The sequence below is a fragment of the Roseovarius confluentis genome (assembly GCF_002917925.1).
Taxonomy (GTDB): Bacteria; Pseudomonadota; Alphaproteobacteria; order Rhodobacterales; family Rhodobacteraceae; genus Roseovarius; species Roseovarius confluentis.
In genome coordinates this window covers 14018-30490 of the sequence record NZ_PPFE01000006.1, presented here as the reverse complement: position 1 = coordinate 30490, position 16473 = coordinate 14018, and the positions used below count along the sequence as shown (strand labels likewise).

The window sequence follows — 16473 nt, the reverse complement described above, 5'->3', positions numbered from 1 at the left end:
GTGGGCCCCGCGCGGCTTTCACCAACCCCACGATTCGGACTCGAAATGAGAACAAAAGGTGAATATGATGCGGGTCTGCCATGTTCACCGAATTGTCGATCACCTCCAATTTCACCTTCCTGACCGGGGCGTCCCATGCCGAGGAATACGTGGCGCGGGCGGCAGAGCTGGGTCTGGCGGGGCTGGCCATTGCCGACGAGAACTCGGTCGCGGGCGTGGTGCGCGCCCATGCGGCGGTGCGCGAGATCGCCCGCGTGGTGGCCGAGCGGGAGCGCATCGAGGCGCGTGACGGCGCCATAGGCCCGCCCGCGCCGCAGCCGCGCGCGCCCGAGTGGGCCCATGTGCCGCGCTTCTACCCCGCCGCGCGGCTGGTGCTGCGCGAGGGACTGGTGCTGACCGCCCTGCCCGAGACGCGGCAAGGGTGGGGGCGGCTGAGCCGGTTGATCAGTGCCGGGCGGCTGCGGGTCGAGAAGGGGGAATGCGACCTGCGGCTGGACGACCTGCTGGAGAGGATGGAGGAGATCGTGCTGTTGCTGCATCCGCCCGAGGGGGCGTTGCGCGAGTGGCAGCGTCACGCGGGGCGGTTGGTGAAGGGTGTTGGTGGGCAGTGTTACCTGCTGATGGCGCCGCGCTATGACGGGCAGGATGCGAAGCGGCTCAAACGGCTGGCGGCGCTGGCGGGGGAGCTGGGGCTGGAAACGGTCGCCTCGGCCCTGCCCGCGATGCACCACGCGCGGCGGCGGCGGCTGGCGGATGTGCTGACCGCGATCCGGCAGGGGCGGCGGGTGGACGAGTTGGGCCGGGATGCGTTGGCCAACGGCGAGCAGCGGTTGCGGTCCGAGGCGGAGATGTTGCGGCTGTTCGCGGGGCACGAGGACGCGGTGCGGCGCACGGGGGAGGTGGCGGCGCGGCTGCGGTTCTCGCTGGACGAGTTGCGGTACGAGTATCCCAGCGAGGTGTCGCAGGGGGAAACGGCGGCGCAAAGACTGCGGCGGCTGGCGATGGAGGGGTTGCGCTGGCGCTATCCCGACGGCGCGCCGGAGCGGGTGCGCGGCATGATCGAGCACGAGTTGAGCCTGATCGCCAAGCTGAATTACGAGCCGTATTTCCTGACGGTGCGTGACGTGGTCGCCTTTGCCCGATCACGCGGGATCCTGTGCCAGGGGCGCGGATCGGCGGCCAATTCGGTGGTGTGCTATTGCCTGGGCGTGACCTCGGTCAGCCCGGAAACCGGCACGATGGTGTTCGAACGCTTCGTCAGCGAGGCGCGCAACGAGCCGCCTGACATTGACGTGGATTTCGAGCATGAGCGGCGCGAGGAGGTGATACAGCATATATACGAGCGCTATGGCCGGCACCGCGCGGGACTGTGCGCGACGGTCATTCATTACCGGGGCAAGCGGGCCATCCGCGAGGTCGGTGCGGCGATGGGCCTGAGCCAGGACACGGTGGGGGCGCTGTCCTCGCAGCTATGGGGGTTCTTTGCGACCTCGGGCGCGGTGGAGCGGGAGCGGATGCGCGAGATCGGGCTTGACCCCGACGACCGGCGGCTGCGCCAGACGATGGAGCTGGTGCGCGAGATCGAGGGGTTTCCGCGGCACCTGAGCCAGCATGTGGGCGGGTTCGTCATCACCGAGGGGCGGCTGGACGAGCTGGTGCCCATTGAGAACGCCACGATGGAAGGCCGCACGGTCATCTGCTGGGACAAGGACGATATCGACGCGCTGGGCATCCTGAAGGTGGATGTGCTGGCGCTGGGGATGCTGAGCTGTCTGCGCAAGGCGTTCGACCTGATCGATCAGCATCACGGGCAGACGCATACGCTGGCCTCGCTGCCGCCGGAAGACCCGCGCGTCTATGACATGCTGTGCAAGGCGGACACGATCGGGGTGTTCCAGGTGGAGTCGCGCGCGCAGATGAATTTCCTGCCCCGGATGCGGCCGCGGACGTTTTATGACCTGGTGATCGAGGTGGCGATCATCCGGCCCGGGCCGATCCAGGGCGACATGGTGCACCCCTATATCCGGCGGCGGAATGGCGAGGAAAAGGTCGAGTTTCCGTCCGACGAGCTGGGCCGGGTGCTGGGCAAGACGCTGGGGGTGCCGCTGTTCCAGGAACAGGCCATGCAGATCGCCATCATCGGGGCCGGGTTCACGCCGGACGAGGCGGACCGGCTGCGCCGGTCGCTGGCGACGTTCAAGAAACACGGCAATATCAGCGCGTTCCGCACGCGGTTCCTGCGCGGTATGCGGGCCAATGGCTATGACATGGAGTTCGCCGAACGGTGTTTCAGCCAGATCGAGGGGTTCGGCAGCTACGGTTTCCCCGAAAGCCATGCGGCGAGCTTTGCGCTGCTGGTCTATGCGAGTGCATGGGTCAAGCGGCACCATCCGGGGATCTTTGCCTGTGCACTGCTGAACGCGCAGCCTATGGGGTTCTACGCGCCGGCGCAGATCGTGCGGGACGCGCGGGAGCACGGCGTGGAGGTGCGCCCGGTCTGCATAAACGCCAGTTTCTGGGACAACGTGATGGAGCCCGACGAAGCCGGCGGGCTGGCCCTGCGGCTGGGGTTCCGGCAGGTCAAGGGGATGGTGGAGGAAGACGCCCACTGGATCACCGCGGCGCGGGGCAACGGGTACCGCGAGGTGAGCGACGTGTGGCGTCGCGCGGGCGTGGCGCCCGAGGTGATGACGCGGCTGGCGGAGGCGGATGCCTTTGCCAGCATCGACGTGGCGCGGCGCGGGGCGCTGTGGGAAACGCATGCGATGGTGGGCAAGAGCGCGCTGCCGCTGTTCGCCGGGGACATGGAGGGCGAGGCGGTGTTCGAGCCCGACGTGGACCTGCCCGCCATGACCACGGGCGAGGAGGTGGTGGAGGATTACGTTTCGATGCGGTTGTCGCTGAAGGCGCACCCGCTTGCGCTGCTGCGCGATGTGTTGACGCCTGCCGCTTCGACACGGCGCCCGCCCGCCCACCCCGCCGTGTCGAAGCGGCAGGGGTAAGAAACGCAGACCTCATCGCGCGCGGCAGGTGGTGGAGCCTCCGGCGGGAGTATTGTCAGGCGATGAGATGATTTTCTGTCAGCTGGTTAATGCAGGTGACCGTGGAAAAACCATCCATTGCGCAAGTTGGCCCAAGCTCGGGACCAGGCGCGGGGTCGGAGGGTAATGTCGTGGCCATCCAGACAGGGCTGTTTGCGACACCGCAGTTTCAGCTACGGCAAGGTGTTCACGCCCTGGCACACCCGCATGACGGTTCGGCAGCAGAACGGCCCGCCGGGAGGAGGCGGGCCGTTGCGCTTGCGGGGTCTTGCCGACCGGGAGGATGGGAGGAAGACACGGCCCCGCGATGACGGATCAGGTGTCACGCGCCATGCGCGATCCAGATCGATTTCGGTTCGGTGAAGTTTTCCAGCGCGATCTCGCCGTGCTCGCGGCCAAAGCCGGAGTCCCGAGTGCCGCCCCATGGCAACCGCACGTCGGTCGGCCCAAAAGTGTTGGCCCAGACGGTGCCTGCCTTCAGGTCGCGAAGGAAACGGTGCATCCGGCGCATGTCATTGGTCCAGATACCCGCCGCGAGACTGAAGCTGGTACCGTTGGCGATGGCGAGCGCCTCGTCCTCGTCATCGAAGCCGATCACCGAGGCGACAGGGCCGAAAATCTCCTCCTGCGAGATGCGCATCTCGGGGCGGACATCGTCGAACACGGTCGGGGCGACAAAATATCCGCGCTCCATTGCGCGGGCGCCGCCTGTCACGAGCCGTGCGCCCTCTTCCTCGCCGATACGGATATAGTCGAGAATCCGGCCCATCTGTTTCTCGGAAACGACCGGCCCCATCTGCGTGTCGCCATCGGACGGATCGCCGGTTCGGATCTTCTCGGCCCGCGCCACGAGCCGTTCCACGACTTGCTCGCGGATCGAGTTGTGGACGACGATCCGAGAGCCGGCCGAGCAGACCTGTCCGCTGTTGAAGAAAATACCGGACGCGGCGGCCTTGGCCGCGGTTTCAATGTCGGCATCGGGAAAGATGACGTTGGCCGATTTGCCGCCAAGTTCCAGAGTGACGCGCTTGAGGTTGCCCGCGGAGCCTTGCAGGATCTGCCGGCCGACCCCCGGGGAGCCGGTGAAGGTCACCTTGTCCACGTCCGGGTGATCGACCAGTGCCTGCCCCGCGACGGCGCCGAAGCCCGGCACGACGTTCAGCACGCCGGCGGGAATGCCGGCCTCGAGCGCAAGTTCGCCCAGTTTCAGCGCGGTCAGCGGTGTGAGTTCCGCCGGTTTCAGGACCACGGTGCAGCCGCAGGCCAGGGCCGGGGCAATCTTCCACATGCCGATCATCATCGGGAAGTTCCAGGGTACGATGGCCCCGACCACGCCGACCGGCTCTCGTACGGTGTAGGTCAGTGCGTCCTGCCGGGCGGGAATGACCTGTCCGTTGATCTTGTCGGCGAAGCCTGCGTAGTAGGTCAGCGTGTCCAGCACCGCCGGCATGTCCTGCCGCCGGATGGTCGAGACCGGTTTGCCGGAATCGAGGCTTTCCAGTTCGATCAGTTCGTCCTGATCGCGGCGGATGAGGTCGGCGAAGCGCAGCAGGATCTGGCCGCGATCGGCTGCGCGCATCCGGCCCCAATCGCCGGTCAGCGCCTCCCGGGCGGAGGCGACCGCGTCGTTCACATCCTCCACGCCCGCCTCGGCGACCTGTGCGAGCGGTTGCTCGGTGGCCGGGTTGAGCGTTTCAAAGCTGCGACCGGAACGCGCCGGCATCCGTTCACCATGAATGATCAGATCCGCGCGGGTGGTCGAGATATCGTAGGGCATGGCGTCCTCACTATATGCATTTAAGTTCATATTTAGCCTTCGGCTCCGTGCTTTGGAAGCCGCATGCCCTCAACTTAGGAATGGTTTTCATTTGATAAAATATGATATTTACTGCATATAAGCCGAAATGACTGCTTAAAGTTATGCACTGATGTGCATATTAAGGAGACCACATGCAGATCGAGATTGTCCCCGTCTGGCGCTTTCGTAAGTCTGAAGACGAGCCGCCGATGATGGTCATGCTGGATTTTCTCAACGAGATCCGCGCCACCGGCAAGATCACGCGCGCTGCCGAGCAGGCGCAGATTTCCTACCGGCACGCGTGGAACCTGATCGAGAAATGGTCGGACTTCTTCGAGACACCGCTGGTGGAGCGCAAACGCGGCAAGGGCACCAGCCTGACGCCGTTCGGCGAACGGCTGGTCTGGGCGGGGCAGCGGCTGCAAGCCCGGCTGATGCCGCAGCTCGCCAACCTGGTGCACGAGCTGGAGGCGGAACTGGTGGAATTTCTTCCGCAGGCCACCACGGAGATTCGTGCTCATGCCAGCCACGGGTTCGCCGTGGAACAGTTGCAGCACATCCTGGACAGTCAGGGCGACATGGTCTTTGACCTGCGGTACGTCAGCAACGAAACCTCACTGATGGCATTGAAGCGAGGCGAATGCGATCTTGCCGGGCTGCATCTGCCACAGGGGCCGTTGCGTCAGCAGGCGATCGAGGCGAACCGGGAGTTCCTGACCGGAGAGCGCTACAGCGTGATCAGCTTCGTCACCCGCGAAATGGGCTTGATGCTCGGGGCCAACAATCCGTTGGGCATTCGGGGCGTCGAGGACCTGAAGACCCCCGATATCCGTTTTGTCGCGCGCGACCCGGTCTCGGGGACGGCGCATCTCTTCAAGCAGATCCTTGCGCAACTTGGCATGACGCCGGAGGACATTGGCGGCGGGCATCCGCCCTTCGAGTTCACCCATGCCGCCGTTGCCGCCTATGTCGCGAGCGGAATGGCCGATGCGAGCTTCGGCGTGGAGGCCGCCGCGCGTCGGTTCAACCTGGAGTTTCTGCCCCTGGTGACAGAGGACTACGTGTTCGTCTGTCGCGACGCGCTGCTGGCGTCGGAAGCCATGAAGCGGGTCATCGCCGCCATGCAGAGCCGGGAGTTCGCGAGCGCAATCAAGATCCTTCCGGGATATCGTGCAGCCAATCCCGGCGCAGTGCGGCCAGTGGCCGAGATTTTCGGAGAATGAATGCCGTTTATCGCAAGCTGCGCCAGAACGGCATACCGCGATCAGATTGACATTGCCTGGTTATGCTCGCAGCATATGTTCAGCCACGCGTGCAGACCTTGCCCGAAGCCAGACACTCACCTGATCCCGGAGTCTGCATGCGTTTTCCATCTTTGGTTATTGCCGCCCTTTTCCTGTCTGTCGGCGGCGCCGTGGCCTGTGACGGTGTCGCGGTCGAAGACCCGGCGATCTATGGCGGGAACCTGTGCCTCGACGCGGCCCCGGAGCGGGTCGTGGTGCTGGACCCGAGTTTCGGACTGGGCGTGGCGATGGATACAGGGTTGCAGGTCGTCGGCGCGCCACTGGACCTGATGAGTGACGAGACATTGAAGGCGCGCGCCGAGAGGGCGGGTGTGACCAGCATAGGCGCCGTGACCGAGCCGAGCATGGAGGCGATCGTGGCTTTGCAGCCGGATCTGATCCTGGGCTTTGCAGGGTCCGAGAGCATGGCGTCGGGCATTCATCCGATGGCCAGCCAGCTTGCGCCGACCCTGCTCTATACCGATCTTGACTGGCGGGGTTTCTATCGCCTGCTTGCGCCGTTGGGGAACGAGGTTTCAGAGGCCGCCGTCGAGGCCGGGCTTGCCGCCTTCGAGGCGCGAATGGCGGACCTGCGGGCGCGGGTGCCCCACGACCGGACCCTGTCGGTGGTGCGGATCACGTCCTGGGATTTCCAGGTCTACATGGATGCGCCGGTGACCTACGCGCCCTTTGCGCTTTTGCGCGAACTCGGTGTGCAGCGTAGTGCGTACGAGACCACCGATGACCCCAGCCTGTCGATGAAGCGTCCCGACCTCGAGGAACTGGCTGCGCTGGACGGCGACGTGCTGTTCTACATTGTCGGTGGCACCAATGATTCCGACACCGATGGCCGGTTCGAGGAAGTGACGGGCAACCCGCTGTGGCGGATGCTGCCGGCGGTGGACACGGAGCGTGCCTATCGCGTGGATCACGCCCACTGGATGGAGTTCAGCGGGCTCGATGCCGCCAACGCGGTTCTGGATGATGTCGAGCGATACCTGATCGGCACGCCTTGAAGTTTCCTCTTTGGTCGATACTGCTGCCCGGCGCGCTGGCGTTGTTGGCTTTGTCGCTCTGGGCGTTGACCGTGGGCGCATCGGATATGGGGTGGTCGGAGGCGTTGAAGGCCTTGACTGCCGACGGGTCCGACCGGGCGGGCCTGGTGATGCAGGAAGTGCGCCTGCCGCGTTTGCTGGCCGGGCTGCTGACCGGCGCGGCGCTGGCCGTTGCCGGTGCGATTATCCAGGCGATGACGGGCAATCCGCTGGCCGATCCGGGACTCCTGGGCGTGAATGCGGGGGCGGCTTTTGCCGTGGTCTGCGGCATCGCCTTTCTGGGTGTCGACGCGATGGCGGCGCTGGTCTGGCTGGCCTTTCTCGGTGCGGCGCTGGCGGCGGCGCTGGTGCTGGCGCTGGGGTCGGCGGGCCGGTCGGGGGCGGGCCCGGTGCGCCTGATCCTCGCCGGCGTGATCGTGGCAAGTTTCATCGGCGCGCTCACCGCCGCGATCCTCGTGCTGGACGCGCAGACACAGGACGTGGTGCGGCAGTGGACGATTGGCAGTCTGCGTGGCCGGACGCTCGATGTGGTTCTGCCTCTGGTGCCCTACGTGGCCTTTCCGATGGGGCTGGCGCTGGTGCTGTCGGGGCAGGTGACGGCGCTGAGCCTCGGGGCCGAGGTGGCGCGGAGCATCGGGCAGGCGCAGACCGTTTGGCGTCTGGTATCCGCGGCACTGGTGGTAGCCCTGGCAGGGGTGGCCGTGGCGCTGGCGGGGCCGCTGGGATTCGTCGGACTGGTGGTGCCGCACATGGTGCGTCTTTCGGTGGGAGCGGATTACCGGCGGATCCTGCCGGTCGCGGCGGTGGCGGGTGCCGCGCTGGTCGTGGTGGCGGACGCGTTGCCGCGCGCGATCTGGGCGCGGGACGTGCCGGTGGGCGTCTCGATGGCGCTGGTCGGCGCACCGGTCTTCATCTGGCTGGCGCGGCGTCGCACGGGTGGCTTGGCATGACCGGCGCGGTGCTCTGTGCCCTACTGCTGCTGGCTATGCTGCTGGCGCTGGCCGCAGGCGACCAGCCGGTGTCGCCGGTGGACGTGCTGCGCGCGCTGGCCGGGGTGGAGGTGTCGCAAGTCTCGGAGACGATCGTGATGACCCTGCGCCTGCCGCGCGTGGCGCTGGCGGCCGCGGTGGGGGCGGCGCTGGCGGTGGCGGGCACGGCGACACAGGCGGTTCTGCGCAACCCGCTGGCCGAGCCCGGCCTGCTTGGGATCAATGCGGGTGCGGCCCTGGCCGCGATGATCGTGATCGTCGAGGTTGCCAGCCTGCCCGAAAGCCTTCTGCCCGCCGTCAGTTTCGCCGGTGCGCTGATCACCGCGCTGGCGATCCAGATGTTTGCCTGGCGGGCGGGAACGTCGTCCCTGCGGTTGATCCTCGTGGGAGTGGGGGTCGGCGCACTGGCCGGGGCCGGGGCGAGTTTCATCGCCGCATTCGGTCCGGCCGCTGAGGTGCAGCGTGCGATCACCTGGTCGGCAGGATCGTTGCAGGATGCGCGCTGGGTCAAGCTGGAATGGCTCGTGCTGTGGGGCCTGCCGGGTGCGCTGGCGCTGTGGCTGGCGGCCCGTGAGCTGGACCTGATCGCGCTGGGTGACAGGGTGGCGGGCGGTGTCGGACAACGGGTGCAGCTGGTGCGGGGGCTGGTGATCGTGGCCGTCGCCTTGCTGGCGGGCGCGGCCGTGGCCGCTTCGGGGCCGATCGCCTTTGTCGGACTGGCCGCGCCGCATGTGGCGCGGGCGTTGACCGGGCGCAATCACGCACGGCTGATCCCGGTCGCCGCGGTCTGCGGTGCGATACTGCTGGTGGTGGCCGACCTGGCCGCTCGCCGACTGCTTGCGCCGGTGCAGGTGCCTGTCGGGCTGGCCACCGCGCTGATCGGGGCGCCATTCTTTGGATACCTTCTCTGGAGCCGCCGCAATGAGCTTTGATCCCTCCGAAGCGCAGGCCGGTCTTGTCGCCGAAGCCCTGACCCTTGGCTATGGTGCGTTACCGATCGTGGACAGCTTGTCGGTCACGCTGCCCAAGGGCCGGTTCATTGCGATCCTGGGGCCGAATGGCTGTGGGAAATCGACCCTGCTGAAAGCGCTGTCGCGGCAATTGGCGCCGCTTCAGGGGCAGGTCCTGCTGGACGGGCGTGCGATTGCCGATCTCGGGTCCAAGCAGGCCGCGCGGGCGCTGGGCCTGCTGGCGCAGGGGGCGGAGCCGCCCGAGGGCCTGAGCGTCGAGGCGCTTGTGCGGCAGGGCCGCTATCCGCATCGCGGCCCGTTCAGCCCGTGGCAGGCCCGTGATCAGCGGGCGGTGGACCGGGCCTTGCATCAGACCGGCCTGACGGAGCTGCGTGACCGGCCGGTCGAGGTGCTTTCGGGCGGGCAGCGACAGCGGGCCTGGATCGCCATGGTGCTGGCACAGGACGCGCCTGTCCTGTTGCTGGACGAGCCGACGACCTGGTTGGACCTGCGCCACCAGCTGGAAGTACTGGGCCTGATGCGGCGACTGGTGGATGAAGGCGGCCTGACCGTGATCGCGGTGCTGCACGACCTGGACCAGGCGGCGCGGCACGCTGATCACGTGGTCATGATGAAGGCCGGCCGAATCGTTGCCGAAGGCGCGGTGCGCGTAGCCCTGACCAAAGACCGCCTGGCCGAAGTCTTCGGTGTGGATGTCGACGTGCTGGAGGACCCCGCGACCGGGCGGCCAATGTGTGTTCCCCGCTCCATACTGCCGGAATAAGTTGCTAATTTGATACAAGAACGTCGTCGAGCGATGATATCGCCTTGCTTGCGCGGCCTACCTGAGTAATTTGGTCAACAAAGCGAGCGTTACGCCAGCCATTTCCTTTTCAAATGCTTCCGGAAGGACATCTGGCCGTGCTTATTTTCCCGCTCAAGAAGCTGGTTTTCACCAGCAGTATATCGATCCTTGCCGTCACGGCTGCACAGGCGCAGGACGGCCAGATTCCGTTCGACCTCGGCACACTGGAAATCTACGGCGACAGGACTTCGACAGATGCCGAGGACAGTACCGCGCCTCTGAGCGTCGTGCGGGGCGAGCAGTTGGACGATGCCACAATCGCGTCGATCGAGGACACGTTCGGCCTGATCCCCAACGTTCAGGGCGGGGACAGCGCGCTGACCGGCTTTGTCATCCGCGGCGTCAATTCCGAAGGCCAGACGCCGGGGCTGGGTGCGCCGCTGGCATCCTTCTATATCGACGGTGTCCAGCAAACGGTCGAGGGCACGCGCCGTGGCGCACGCTCGACCTTCGATGTCGAGCAGGTGGAGGTCTATCGCGGGCCGCAATCCACGCTCAGCGGCCGCGCCGCGCTGGCCGGTGCCGTCTACGTCAAGACCAAGGACCCGGAGTTCGAACCCGGCGGCGCGATGCGTCTGACCTATGGCAGCGATAACCGTAGAACCGTGGGCATTGCGGGAACCGGCCCGGTTTCGGATACCGTGGCGATCCGGCTGAGCGGTGAGTGGTACCATAAGGACAGTTCGATCGACTATCCCTCCTACCAGGGGTTCAGCGGGTATGACGACATCAGCGAGGACAAGTACCACACGCTGCGCGGCAAACTCTTGTGGACGCCGACCGACCGTACGCGCGTGCTGCTCAGCTATTCCCACTCCTATGACAATACCAGCCCCAACATCGTGGCCAGCGGGACCAACCGCGGTGATGTCAACGGGGCGCTGAGTCCGAACTTTCCGGTCCTGCAGGCGAACTCGGCGGCCTTGAGCCTGTTCTTCGGCATTCCGCCGGAAAACCAGCTGGGCCTGCTGACGGTACTGGAAGAGGTGCGCAATACCACCACGAACAATTTCGGGCTGGAGATCACGCACGAAATCAATGCCAACCTCAAGTTTACCTCGATGACGAGCGTGTCGATGTCGGAAACCGACGTGCGGTCCCTGAACTTCGGCAACCCGGGTGAGTTTACATCGGCCGATGCGGGGCAGCAGCAGGACCTCTTCACGCAGGAATTCCGCCTGAACTACGAGAGCGAGGGTCTGCGCTGGGTGCTGGGCGCCTATGCCGGCCGCGAGGTGCGGGATACCTATCGCCGCGGCACCTACTTCAACACCGGAATCCTGGCCGATCCGACGCAGCCGCTGACCATCGGCATCAACCAGATGACCGATATCGAAACCAACAACACCGCGATTTTCGGCGAGGCGACCTATGAATTCGCGCCCGGCTGGTCGGTGATCGCGGGCGGACGGCTGGATCATATCGACCAGGAAACGACGCAGGTGGTTTCCGGCGCCACGACCAGCTTTTCCTATGACGACGTGGTCGCCCTGGGCAAGCTGGGCCTGACGCGCGAACTGGCCAACGAGGACAGGATATCGCTTGTGGTGCAGCAGGGCTACCGCCCCGGCGGCGCCGGGAGCAACCTGGCTGGCGCGTACCGTTTCGATCCGGAAACCTCCACGGTCGTCGAACTGGGTTACCAGGGGCGGTTCGTGCAGGACCAGCTGGGTTTCTCGGCGACGGCGTTCTGGCAGACATGGGATGACCAGCAGGTCGAGATCGGCCTGTTTCCGAACAACAGCATCGTCAACGCGGGAGAGTCCGAATCTTACGGCGCCGAGTTCGAGCTGGACTACGCGGCGACCGGCAAGCTGGATCTTTTCGCCTCGGTCGGTCTGCTGCATACCGAGTTCAAGGATTTCAACACCGGCGGCGTGAACTACACAGGTCTCGGCTTTCCCAATGCGCCGGAATTCACGGCCGCGGTCGGGTATCGCTGGGGCGCTCCGACCGGATGGTTCTCTTCCGGGGTGGTCAAGCATACCGGGCGGCAGAAATCGCGCTTTGACAACGCGACGCCGGACACGCTCAGCGCCTTCACCACGGTCGATCTGAACGTGGGCTATGCGTGGGATCAGGCCAGGATCACGGCCTATGCGACGAACCTCTTCGACGAGGATTACCTGGTCTACGAGAACAGCAGCGCGAGCCTTCAGGGGCTGGGCAACCGGCAAGAGATCGGCCTGCAGCTCGACTACACGTTTTGAGGCGAGGTTGACGTTTGCGAAAGCGATACTGGCGGTTGACGGCACACGCGCCGTCGCCGCCTTCAGGGTCTTTGCCGAGGACGCCGAGCGACCGGTCGAGCCGCACGGCGACGGGATTCGCATCGGCCTGATGACGGGCGGTCTTGTCGTAGAGCCGCGGGGAAAGGACACTGCGATCACCATCGATGCCACCGATGCGGTCGGCTTGCAGTTGATCCGCGACACACTTGTCGAACGGCTGACCGGTATGGGGCTTGTCCCCGACTGGCAGGAAGATCTGGCCGGAAAAAAGCCCGGCAATCAGACGCTTGCGCGGGTCGCCGGGGTGACGCGGATATCGCCCTCCTACAGCAGGGTGGTGATCGAGGGCGATGAGCTTGGGCGTTTCGCCGCTGAGCCGCTGCATTTTCGTCTGTTGATGGGACCGGCGGGCGCGCCCTGGCCGGTGACGGACGAAACGGGTGCCACGGATTGGCCCGGCGGGATCGGCCAGTGGCATCGGCCGGTCTACACCACGCGGGAGGCCGAACCCACGCGGCAAGGCACGCGCCTGAGCTTTGACGTGTTTCGACATGATGGCGGGCGTGTGACCACGTGGTGCGACCGGGTGGGCCCGGGGGACGAGATCGCCCTGACCGGCCCGGGCGGGAGTGGCTATCCTGCGCCGGTTGGCTGGCTTGGGCTTGTCGGAGATGAAACCGGGATGCCGGTCATGGCGCGGATCCTGTCCGCCTTGCCGCGCGACGCGCGGGGTGCGGCCGCGATCGTCGTGCCGCATTCGGAAGACATTCAGAAGATACCGCATCCCGACGGTGTCACCCTGCGCTGGTGCATCCGGAGCAAGGGGGAAACGCCGATGTCGGCCCTGGCCGGTCTGCCGTTCCCCGAAAGCGACCGGTACATCTTTTTCGCCGCTGAAAGATCCGAGGCAGAGCAGGCGCGCAAGTGGTTGGCCGAAAGAGGATTCCGGAAAGGTGAGTCGCGGACGGCAGCCTACTGGGCGGCAGCGTAATGCTCTTTTAAACGGTGGATCAAGAACATGAGCGGTGCTGTCAGACCAATTCGAACTCGCCTCCTCTTGGACAGTGAAGGTGTCTTTTATGCTGCGCCGAGACTTTGGCACTCGGCGAGAGCGGCGGTTCTGTTCAGCTTGAAGATATCGCGGCTGGAGAGTGTTCGGCCCTGATTGAAGTGGTTGAAAATGGAAGAATGAACGGCAGCGAATTTCTGAAGACTTCGCATTCGGCGGAGGCGCTGCATGGCTCGGTCCCTTCGTCGGAATGGCAGGTGTGAATTCTCAATACGGTTGTTGAGCCAGCGCCCACATGCCTGGAGATCATCACATCCGAGGTCGCGCAGGGCGGCTTTATACGAAGGGAGCCGGTCGGTAACCAGCACCTCTGGACGACCGTAGCGCCGCATCATTTTCCTCAGCATTTTCAATGCGGCTTGCTTGTTTCGTCGCTTTGCAACAACGCTTTCCGGTACGTCGCCTTCGTGATCTACGGCCCGCCAGAGATAGTGGCGCTCGCCTTCAATCTTCACGAAAACTTCGTCCACGTGCCGCTGCCATTTCGAGACGGCACGCAGCTTTTGAACCCGTTTTCTTCTTAGCTCTGAGGCAAACATTGAGCCGAACCTGTTCCACCAATACCGTACCGTCTCGTCGCTGACGTCGATGCCGCGCTCGTGGAGAAGGTTTTGGCATTTCGCAGCGAGAGCGGGAGCCGGACGTAGAGCATCGCCGTCAGACGCATGATCTCGGGACCGGATTTGAAGTACTTGAATGGGGCGCGTTCTGCCATTCGGGCTGGGTAGGCGGAGGTTCAACCCGCCTCAAGCCAAGTTCCTCTGACATGGCCCCGGCACCACCCAGCCAACAATTCAGCGTCTAAGATATTAGAGCAAAATTACACCTGTGGCACGGATACGCCCTCGGGATGGCTGCCTGACGATTAGGCTTCAGGTTGATCGCGGCCGCCATAAGAAAACTTGGCACTGTTCCCACAACGTCTTCCCACTCCCGTTTACATGAAACTCGCTCAGACGAAATATTTCTGTATTATGAAATTAATTTCTGTGTTACGGAACATAAGTGACAGGCGAGATCGCCTTTTTCAACTGTTCGTATCGCGCCTGAGGAGGAGATGGGGTGAACGACTACACGATACCGCGCAAATCGCTGGCGACCCTATTCCAGCCGGATTCCGTGGCCGTCATCGGCGCGTCCGAGGATCAGGCGAAATTCGGCGGTCGGCTGTTCCACCTGTTGGTACGCCATGGGTTTGATGGCCGGATCATCCCGATCAATCCCAAACGCGAAATGATCCTGGGTCTGCCGGCATTCGCGACGGTGACGGATGCGCCGGGCCCGGTGGATATGGCCGCGATCGTGGTTCCGCGCGAGATGGTGCCGGCGGCACTTCGCGACTGTGCGGCAGCCGGTGTCCAAAGCGCCGTCATCATCACCAACGGGTTTTCCGAGGCGGACGAGGCAGGTGCCGCTCTGGAGGCCGAGGTGCTGGCAATCGCCCGCCAGAACGGCATCCGACTGATCGGCCCCAACTGCCTCGGCTTCGTGAGTCCCGGCGCAAGGCTCTGTGTCTCGTCCTCTCCCGCCTTCTTCATCGACGACCTGAAGTCGGGAAGCATCGCCTTCACGAGCCAGTCGGGCGCGATGATGGCAACCCTGTTCGACAAGGCGAATGAAATGGGTATCGGGTTCTCGCACCTGTTCTCGATTGGGAACCAGGCTGACCTAGAGCTTTGCGATTTCGTCGATTTCGCCATCGACGATCCGGCGACGCGGGTCATCACCAGCTACATCGAGGGACTGAAGGCTCCCCCCCGCTTCGTCGAGACGGCGCGCCGGGCCCGGGCCGCGGGCAAGCCGTGGTTGGTGGTCCGGGCCGGACGCACCGCCTCCGGCGCGGCGGCCGCCTTTTCCCATACCGCGTCGCTGTCCGGCAATTACAAGGTGTTCGACACGATCTGTCGCGAGAACGGCGTGTTGCCGATGGATGACCTCGACGCCATGATCACGTTGGCGGCGGTTCTAGGCGCTTCCGGTGCGCCGAAGCCTGGCGCGGTTGGCGGGCTCAGCTTCTCGGGCGGCGGCACCACGGTGCTGGCCGACCGGCTGACCGAAGCGGGCTTGCCGTTGGCGGAATGGTCCGACGGCACGCGGGCCACGCTTGCCGAGTACCTGCCCGAGGCCGCGCGTCTCAACCCCATCGACGCCACCGCCGGCGGCGCCCGCAATGCCGACACGGTCCGCGCCAGCGCCACTGCCCTGTGCCGCGACCCCGGTGTCGCTTTCGGCATGACGGCGGTGACGACCGTGCCCGCGCTCGCAGATGTCTGCGAGGCCTATGCCGACGGAATCGATGCCGCCCGGAAGGAAGGGCAGGAGATGCCGAACATCATGATCATGTTCCCCGGCGCTGCTGCCGACGAGGCACGCGACCGCCTGAAGGCGCGTGGGCAGGTCATCGTCGATACGCTGGACACCGGTATCCGCGCCCTGCAGGGCTGGATGGCGCTACGCGAAATGCGCGTGCGTCCCTTGCCGAGCCAGCCAGAGGGCATGGAACTGCCGAAAAACCTCTTCGGCGCGTTGAGTGAAGACCGCTCCAAGGAGGTGCTGAAAGGGATCGGGGTGCCGGTGAACGCCGGGGGTATCGCCCTCGACGCGGAGGAGGCACGGCGCATTGCCGGAGGGTTCGACGGCCCGGCGGTGGTCAAGATCGTCTCGCCGCAGATCGTGCACAAGTCCGACGCGGGCGGTGTGAGGCTGAACCTGAATGGTCCTGACGCGGTCGCGGCAGCGGTGACGGAGATGGGCGCACGGATAAGCCGCGAGCGGCCCGACGCCCGGATCGAGGGCTATTCGGTCCAGGCCATGCAGGAGGGCGAGTTGGAATTGCTCGTCGGGGCCCGCAACGATGACGACTTCGGGCCGGTCGTGATGATCGGTGCCGGGGGCATCCTCGTGGAACTGCTGGCCGACGTCTCGCTCGCCTCGGCGCCGGTGGATGCCGGAACGGCGGAGGCGATGATCGACCGCCTGGCCATCGCGCCGATGGTGGCTGGCTTCCGCGGAAGTGGCCCGCTGGACCGTGCGGCCCTGGTCGATGCGATCGTCCGAGTCTCGCATTTTGCGGCGCTGGCGGGGCCGGGGTTCCGCGAACTGGATATCAACCCGCTACTGCTGCGCAAGGCGGGGGAAGGGTGCGTAGCGGTCGATGCGCGCATCCTCATGGCAGACAACAACGACTGAAAG

Annotated in this window: 10 protein-coding genes and 1 pseudogene; 9 read left to right on the top strand and 2 right to left on the bottom strand. The window is 65.2% G+C overall.

The genetic code is table 11. From position 1 onward, the window contains the following. The first annotated feature begins 80 nt into the window (after positions 1-80). A complete protein-coding gene (locus tag C2I35_RS14150; protein WP_103763722.1) occupies positions 81-3002 on the top strand; it encodes an error-prone DNA polymerase in 2922 nt (973 codons plus the stop codon). Positions 3003-3363: 361 nt separating this feature from the next. Here the strand turns inward: C2I35_RS14150 and C2I35_RS14145 are convergent, their stop codons facing one another. Next, entirely contained in the window at positions 3364-4818 is a 1455-nt protein-coding gene (locus tag C2I35_RS14145; RefSeq protein WP_103763721.1) for an aldehyde dehydrogenase family protein, read from the bottom strand. 173 nt (positions 4819-4991) lie between these two features. Between C2I35_RS14145 and C2I35_RS14140 the strand changes: the two genes are divergently transcribed. From C2I35_RS14140 to C2I35_RS14110, 7 genes are all read left to right on the top strand, one after another. Beyond that, the gene (locus C2I35_RS14140) at positions 4992-6062 is read left to right on the top strand and encodes a substrate-binding domain-containing protein (RefSeq protein WP_103763720.1); all 1071 of its coding nucleotides are present in this window, start codon (positions 4992-4994) and stop codon (positions 6060-6062) included. A gap of 137 nt (positions 6063-6199) precedes the next feature. Then, positions 6200-7138, top strand: a complete 939-nt coding sequence (locus tag C2I35_RS14135) for an ABC transporter substrate-binding protein (protein WP_103763719.1) — start codon at positions 6200-6202, stop codon at positions 7136-7138. Beyond that, positions 7135-8127 (top strand): FecCD family ABC transporter permease, encoded by a 993-nt coding sequence (locus tag C2I35_RS14130; RefSeq protein WP_103763718.1) that lies wholly within the window; start codon positions 7135-7137, stop codon positions 8125-8127. Before C2I35_RS14135 ends, C2I35_RS14130 begins: the two co-directional genes overlap by 4 nt. After that, positions 8124-9098, top strand: coding sequence for a FecCD family ABC transporter permease (locus tag C2I35_RS14125; RefSeq protein ID WP_103763717.1), 975 nt, complete (start codon positions 8124-8126; stop codon positions 9096-9098). Before C2I35_RS14130 ends, C2I35_RS14125 begins: the two co-directional genes overlap by 4 nt. Next, positions 9088-9900 carry an ABC transporter ATP-binding protein gene (locus tag C2I35_RS14120; protein ID WP_103763716.1) on the top strand — a complete coding sequence of 271 codons (813 nt, stop codon included), beginning with the start codon at positions 9088-9090 and terminating at the stop codon, positions 9898-9900. The genes C2I35_RS14125 and C2I35_RS14120 overlap by 11 nt, the downstream gene beginning before the upstream one ends. Positions 9901-10037: 137 nt before the next feature. Next, positions 10038-12191 (top strand): TonB-dependent receptor, encoded by a 2154-nt coding sequence (locus tag C2I35_RS14115; protein WP_170067214.1) that lies wholly within the window; start codon positions 10038-10040, stop codon positions 12189-12191. Positions 12192-12198: 7 nt separating this feature from the next. Then, positions 12199-13203: a siderophore-interacting protein gene (locus C2I35_RS14110; protein ID WP_103763714.1), complete on the top strand. Its 1005-nt coding sequence runs from the start codon at positions 12199-12201 to the stop codon at positions 13201-13203. A gap of 86 nt (positions 13204-13289) precedes the next feature. On the opposite strand, the pseudogene C2I35_RS14105 reads toward C2I35_RS14110, so the two are convergent. Beyond that, positions 13290-13996 (bottom strand): annotated as a pseudogene (locus C2I35_RS14105) (IS6 family transposase). 347 nt (positions 13997-14343) lie between these two features. Between C2I35_RS14105 and C2I35_RS14100 the strand changes: the two are divergent. Continuing rightward, a complete protein-coding gene (locus C2I35_RS14100) occupies positions 14344-16470 on the top strand; it encodes an acetate--CoA ligase family protein (protein WP_103763713.1) in 2127 nt (708 codons plus the stop codon). The last annotated feature ends 3 nt before the right edge of the window (positions 16471-16473 follow it).

Coding starts and splice junctions, on each gene's coding strand:
- C2I35_RS14150 (WP_103763722.1), top strand. CDS start 81: ATGTTCACCGAATTGTCGATCACCTCCAATTTCACCTTCCTGACCGGG.
- C2I35_RS14145 (WP_103763721.1), bottom strand. CDS start 4,818: ATGCCCTACGATATCTCGACCACCCGCGCGGATCTGATCATTCATGGT.
- C2I35_RS14140 (WP_103763720.1), top strand. CDS start 4,992: ATGCAGATCGAGATTGTCCCCGTCTGGCGCTTTCGTAAGTCTGAAGAC.
- C2I35_RS14135 (WP_103763719.1), top strand. CDS start 6,200: ATGCGTTTTCCATCTTTGGTTATTGCCGCCCTTTTCCTGTCTGTCGGC.
- C2I35_RS14125 (WP_103763717.1), top strand. CDS start 8,124: ATGACCGGCGCGGTGCTCTGTGCCCTACTGCTGCTGGCTATGCTGCTG.
- C2I35_RS14120 (WP_103763716.1), top strand. CDS start 9,088: ATGAGCTTTGATCCCTCCGAAGCGCAGGCCGGTCTTGTCGCCGAAGCC.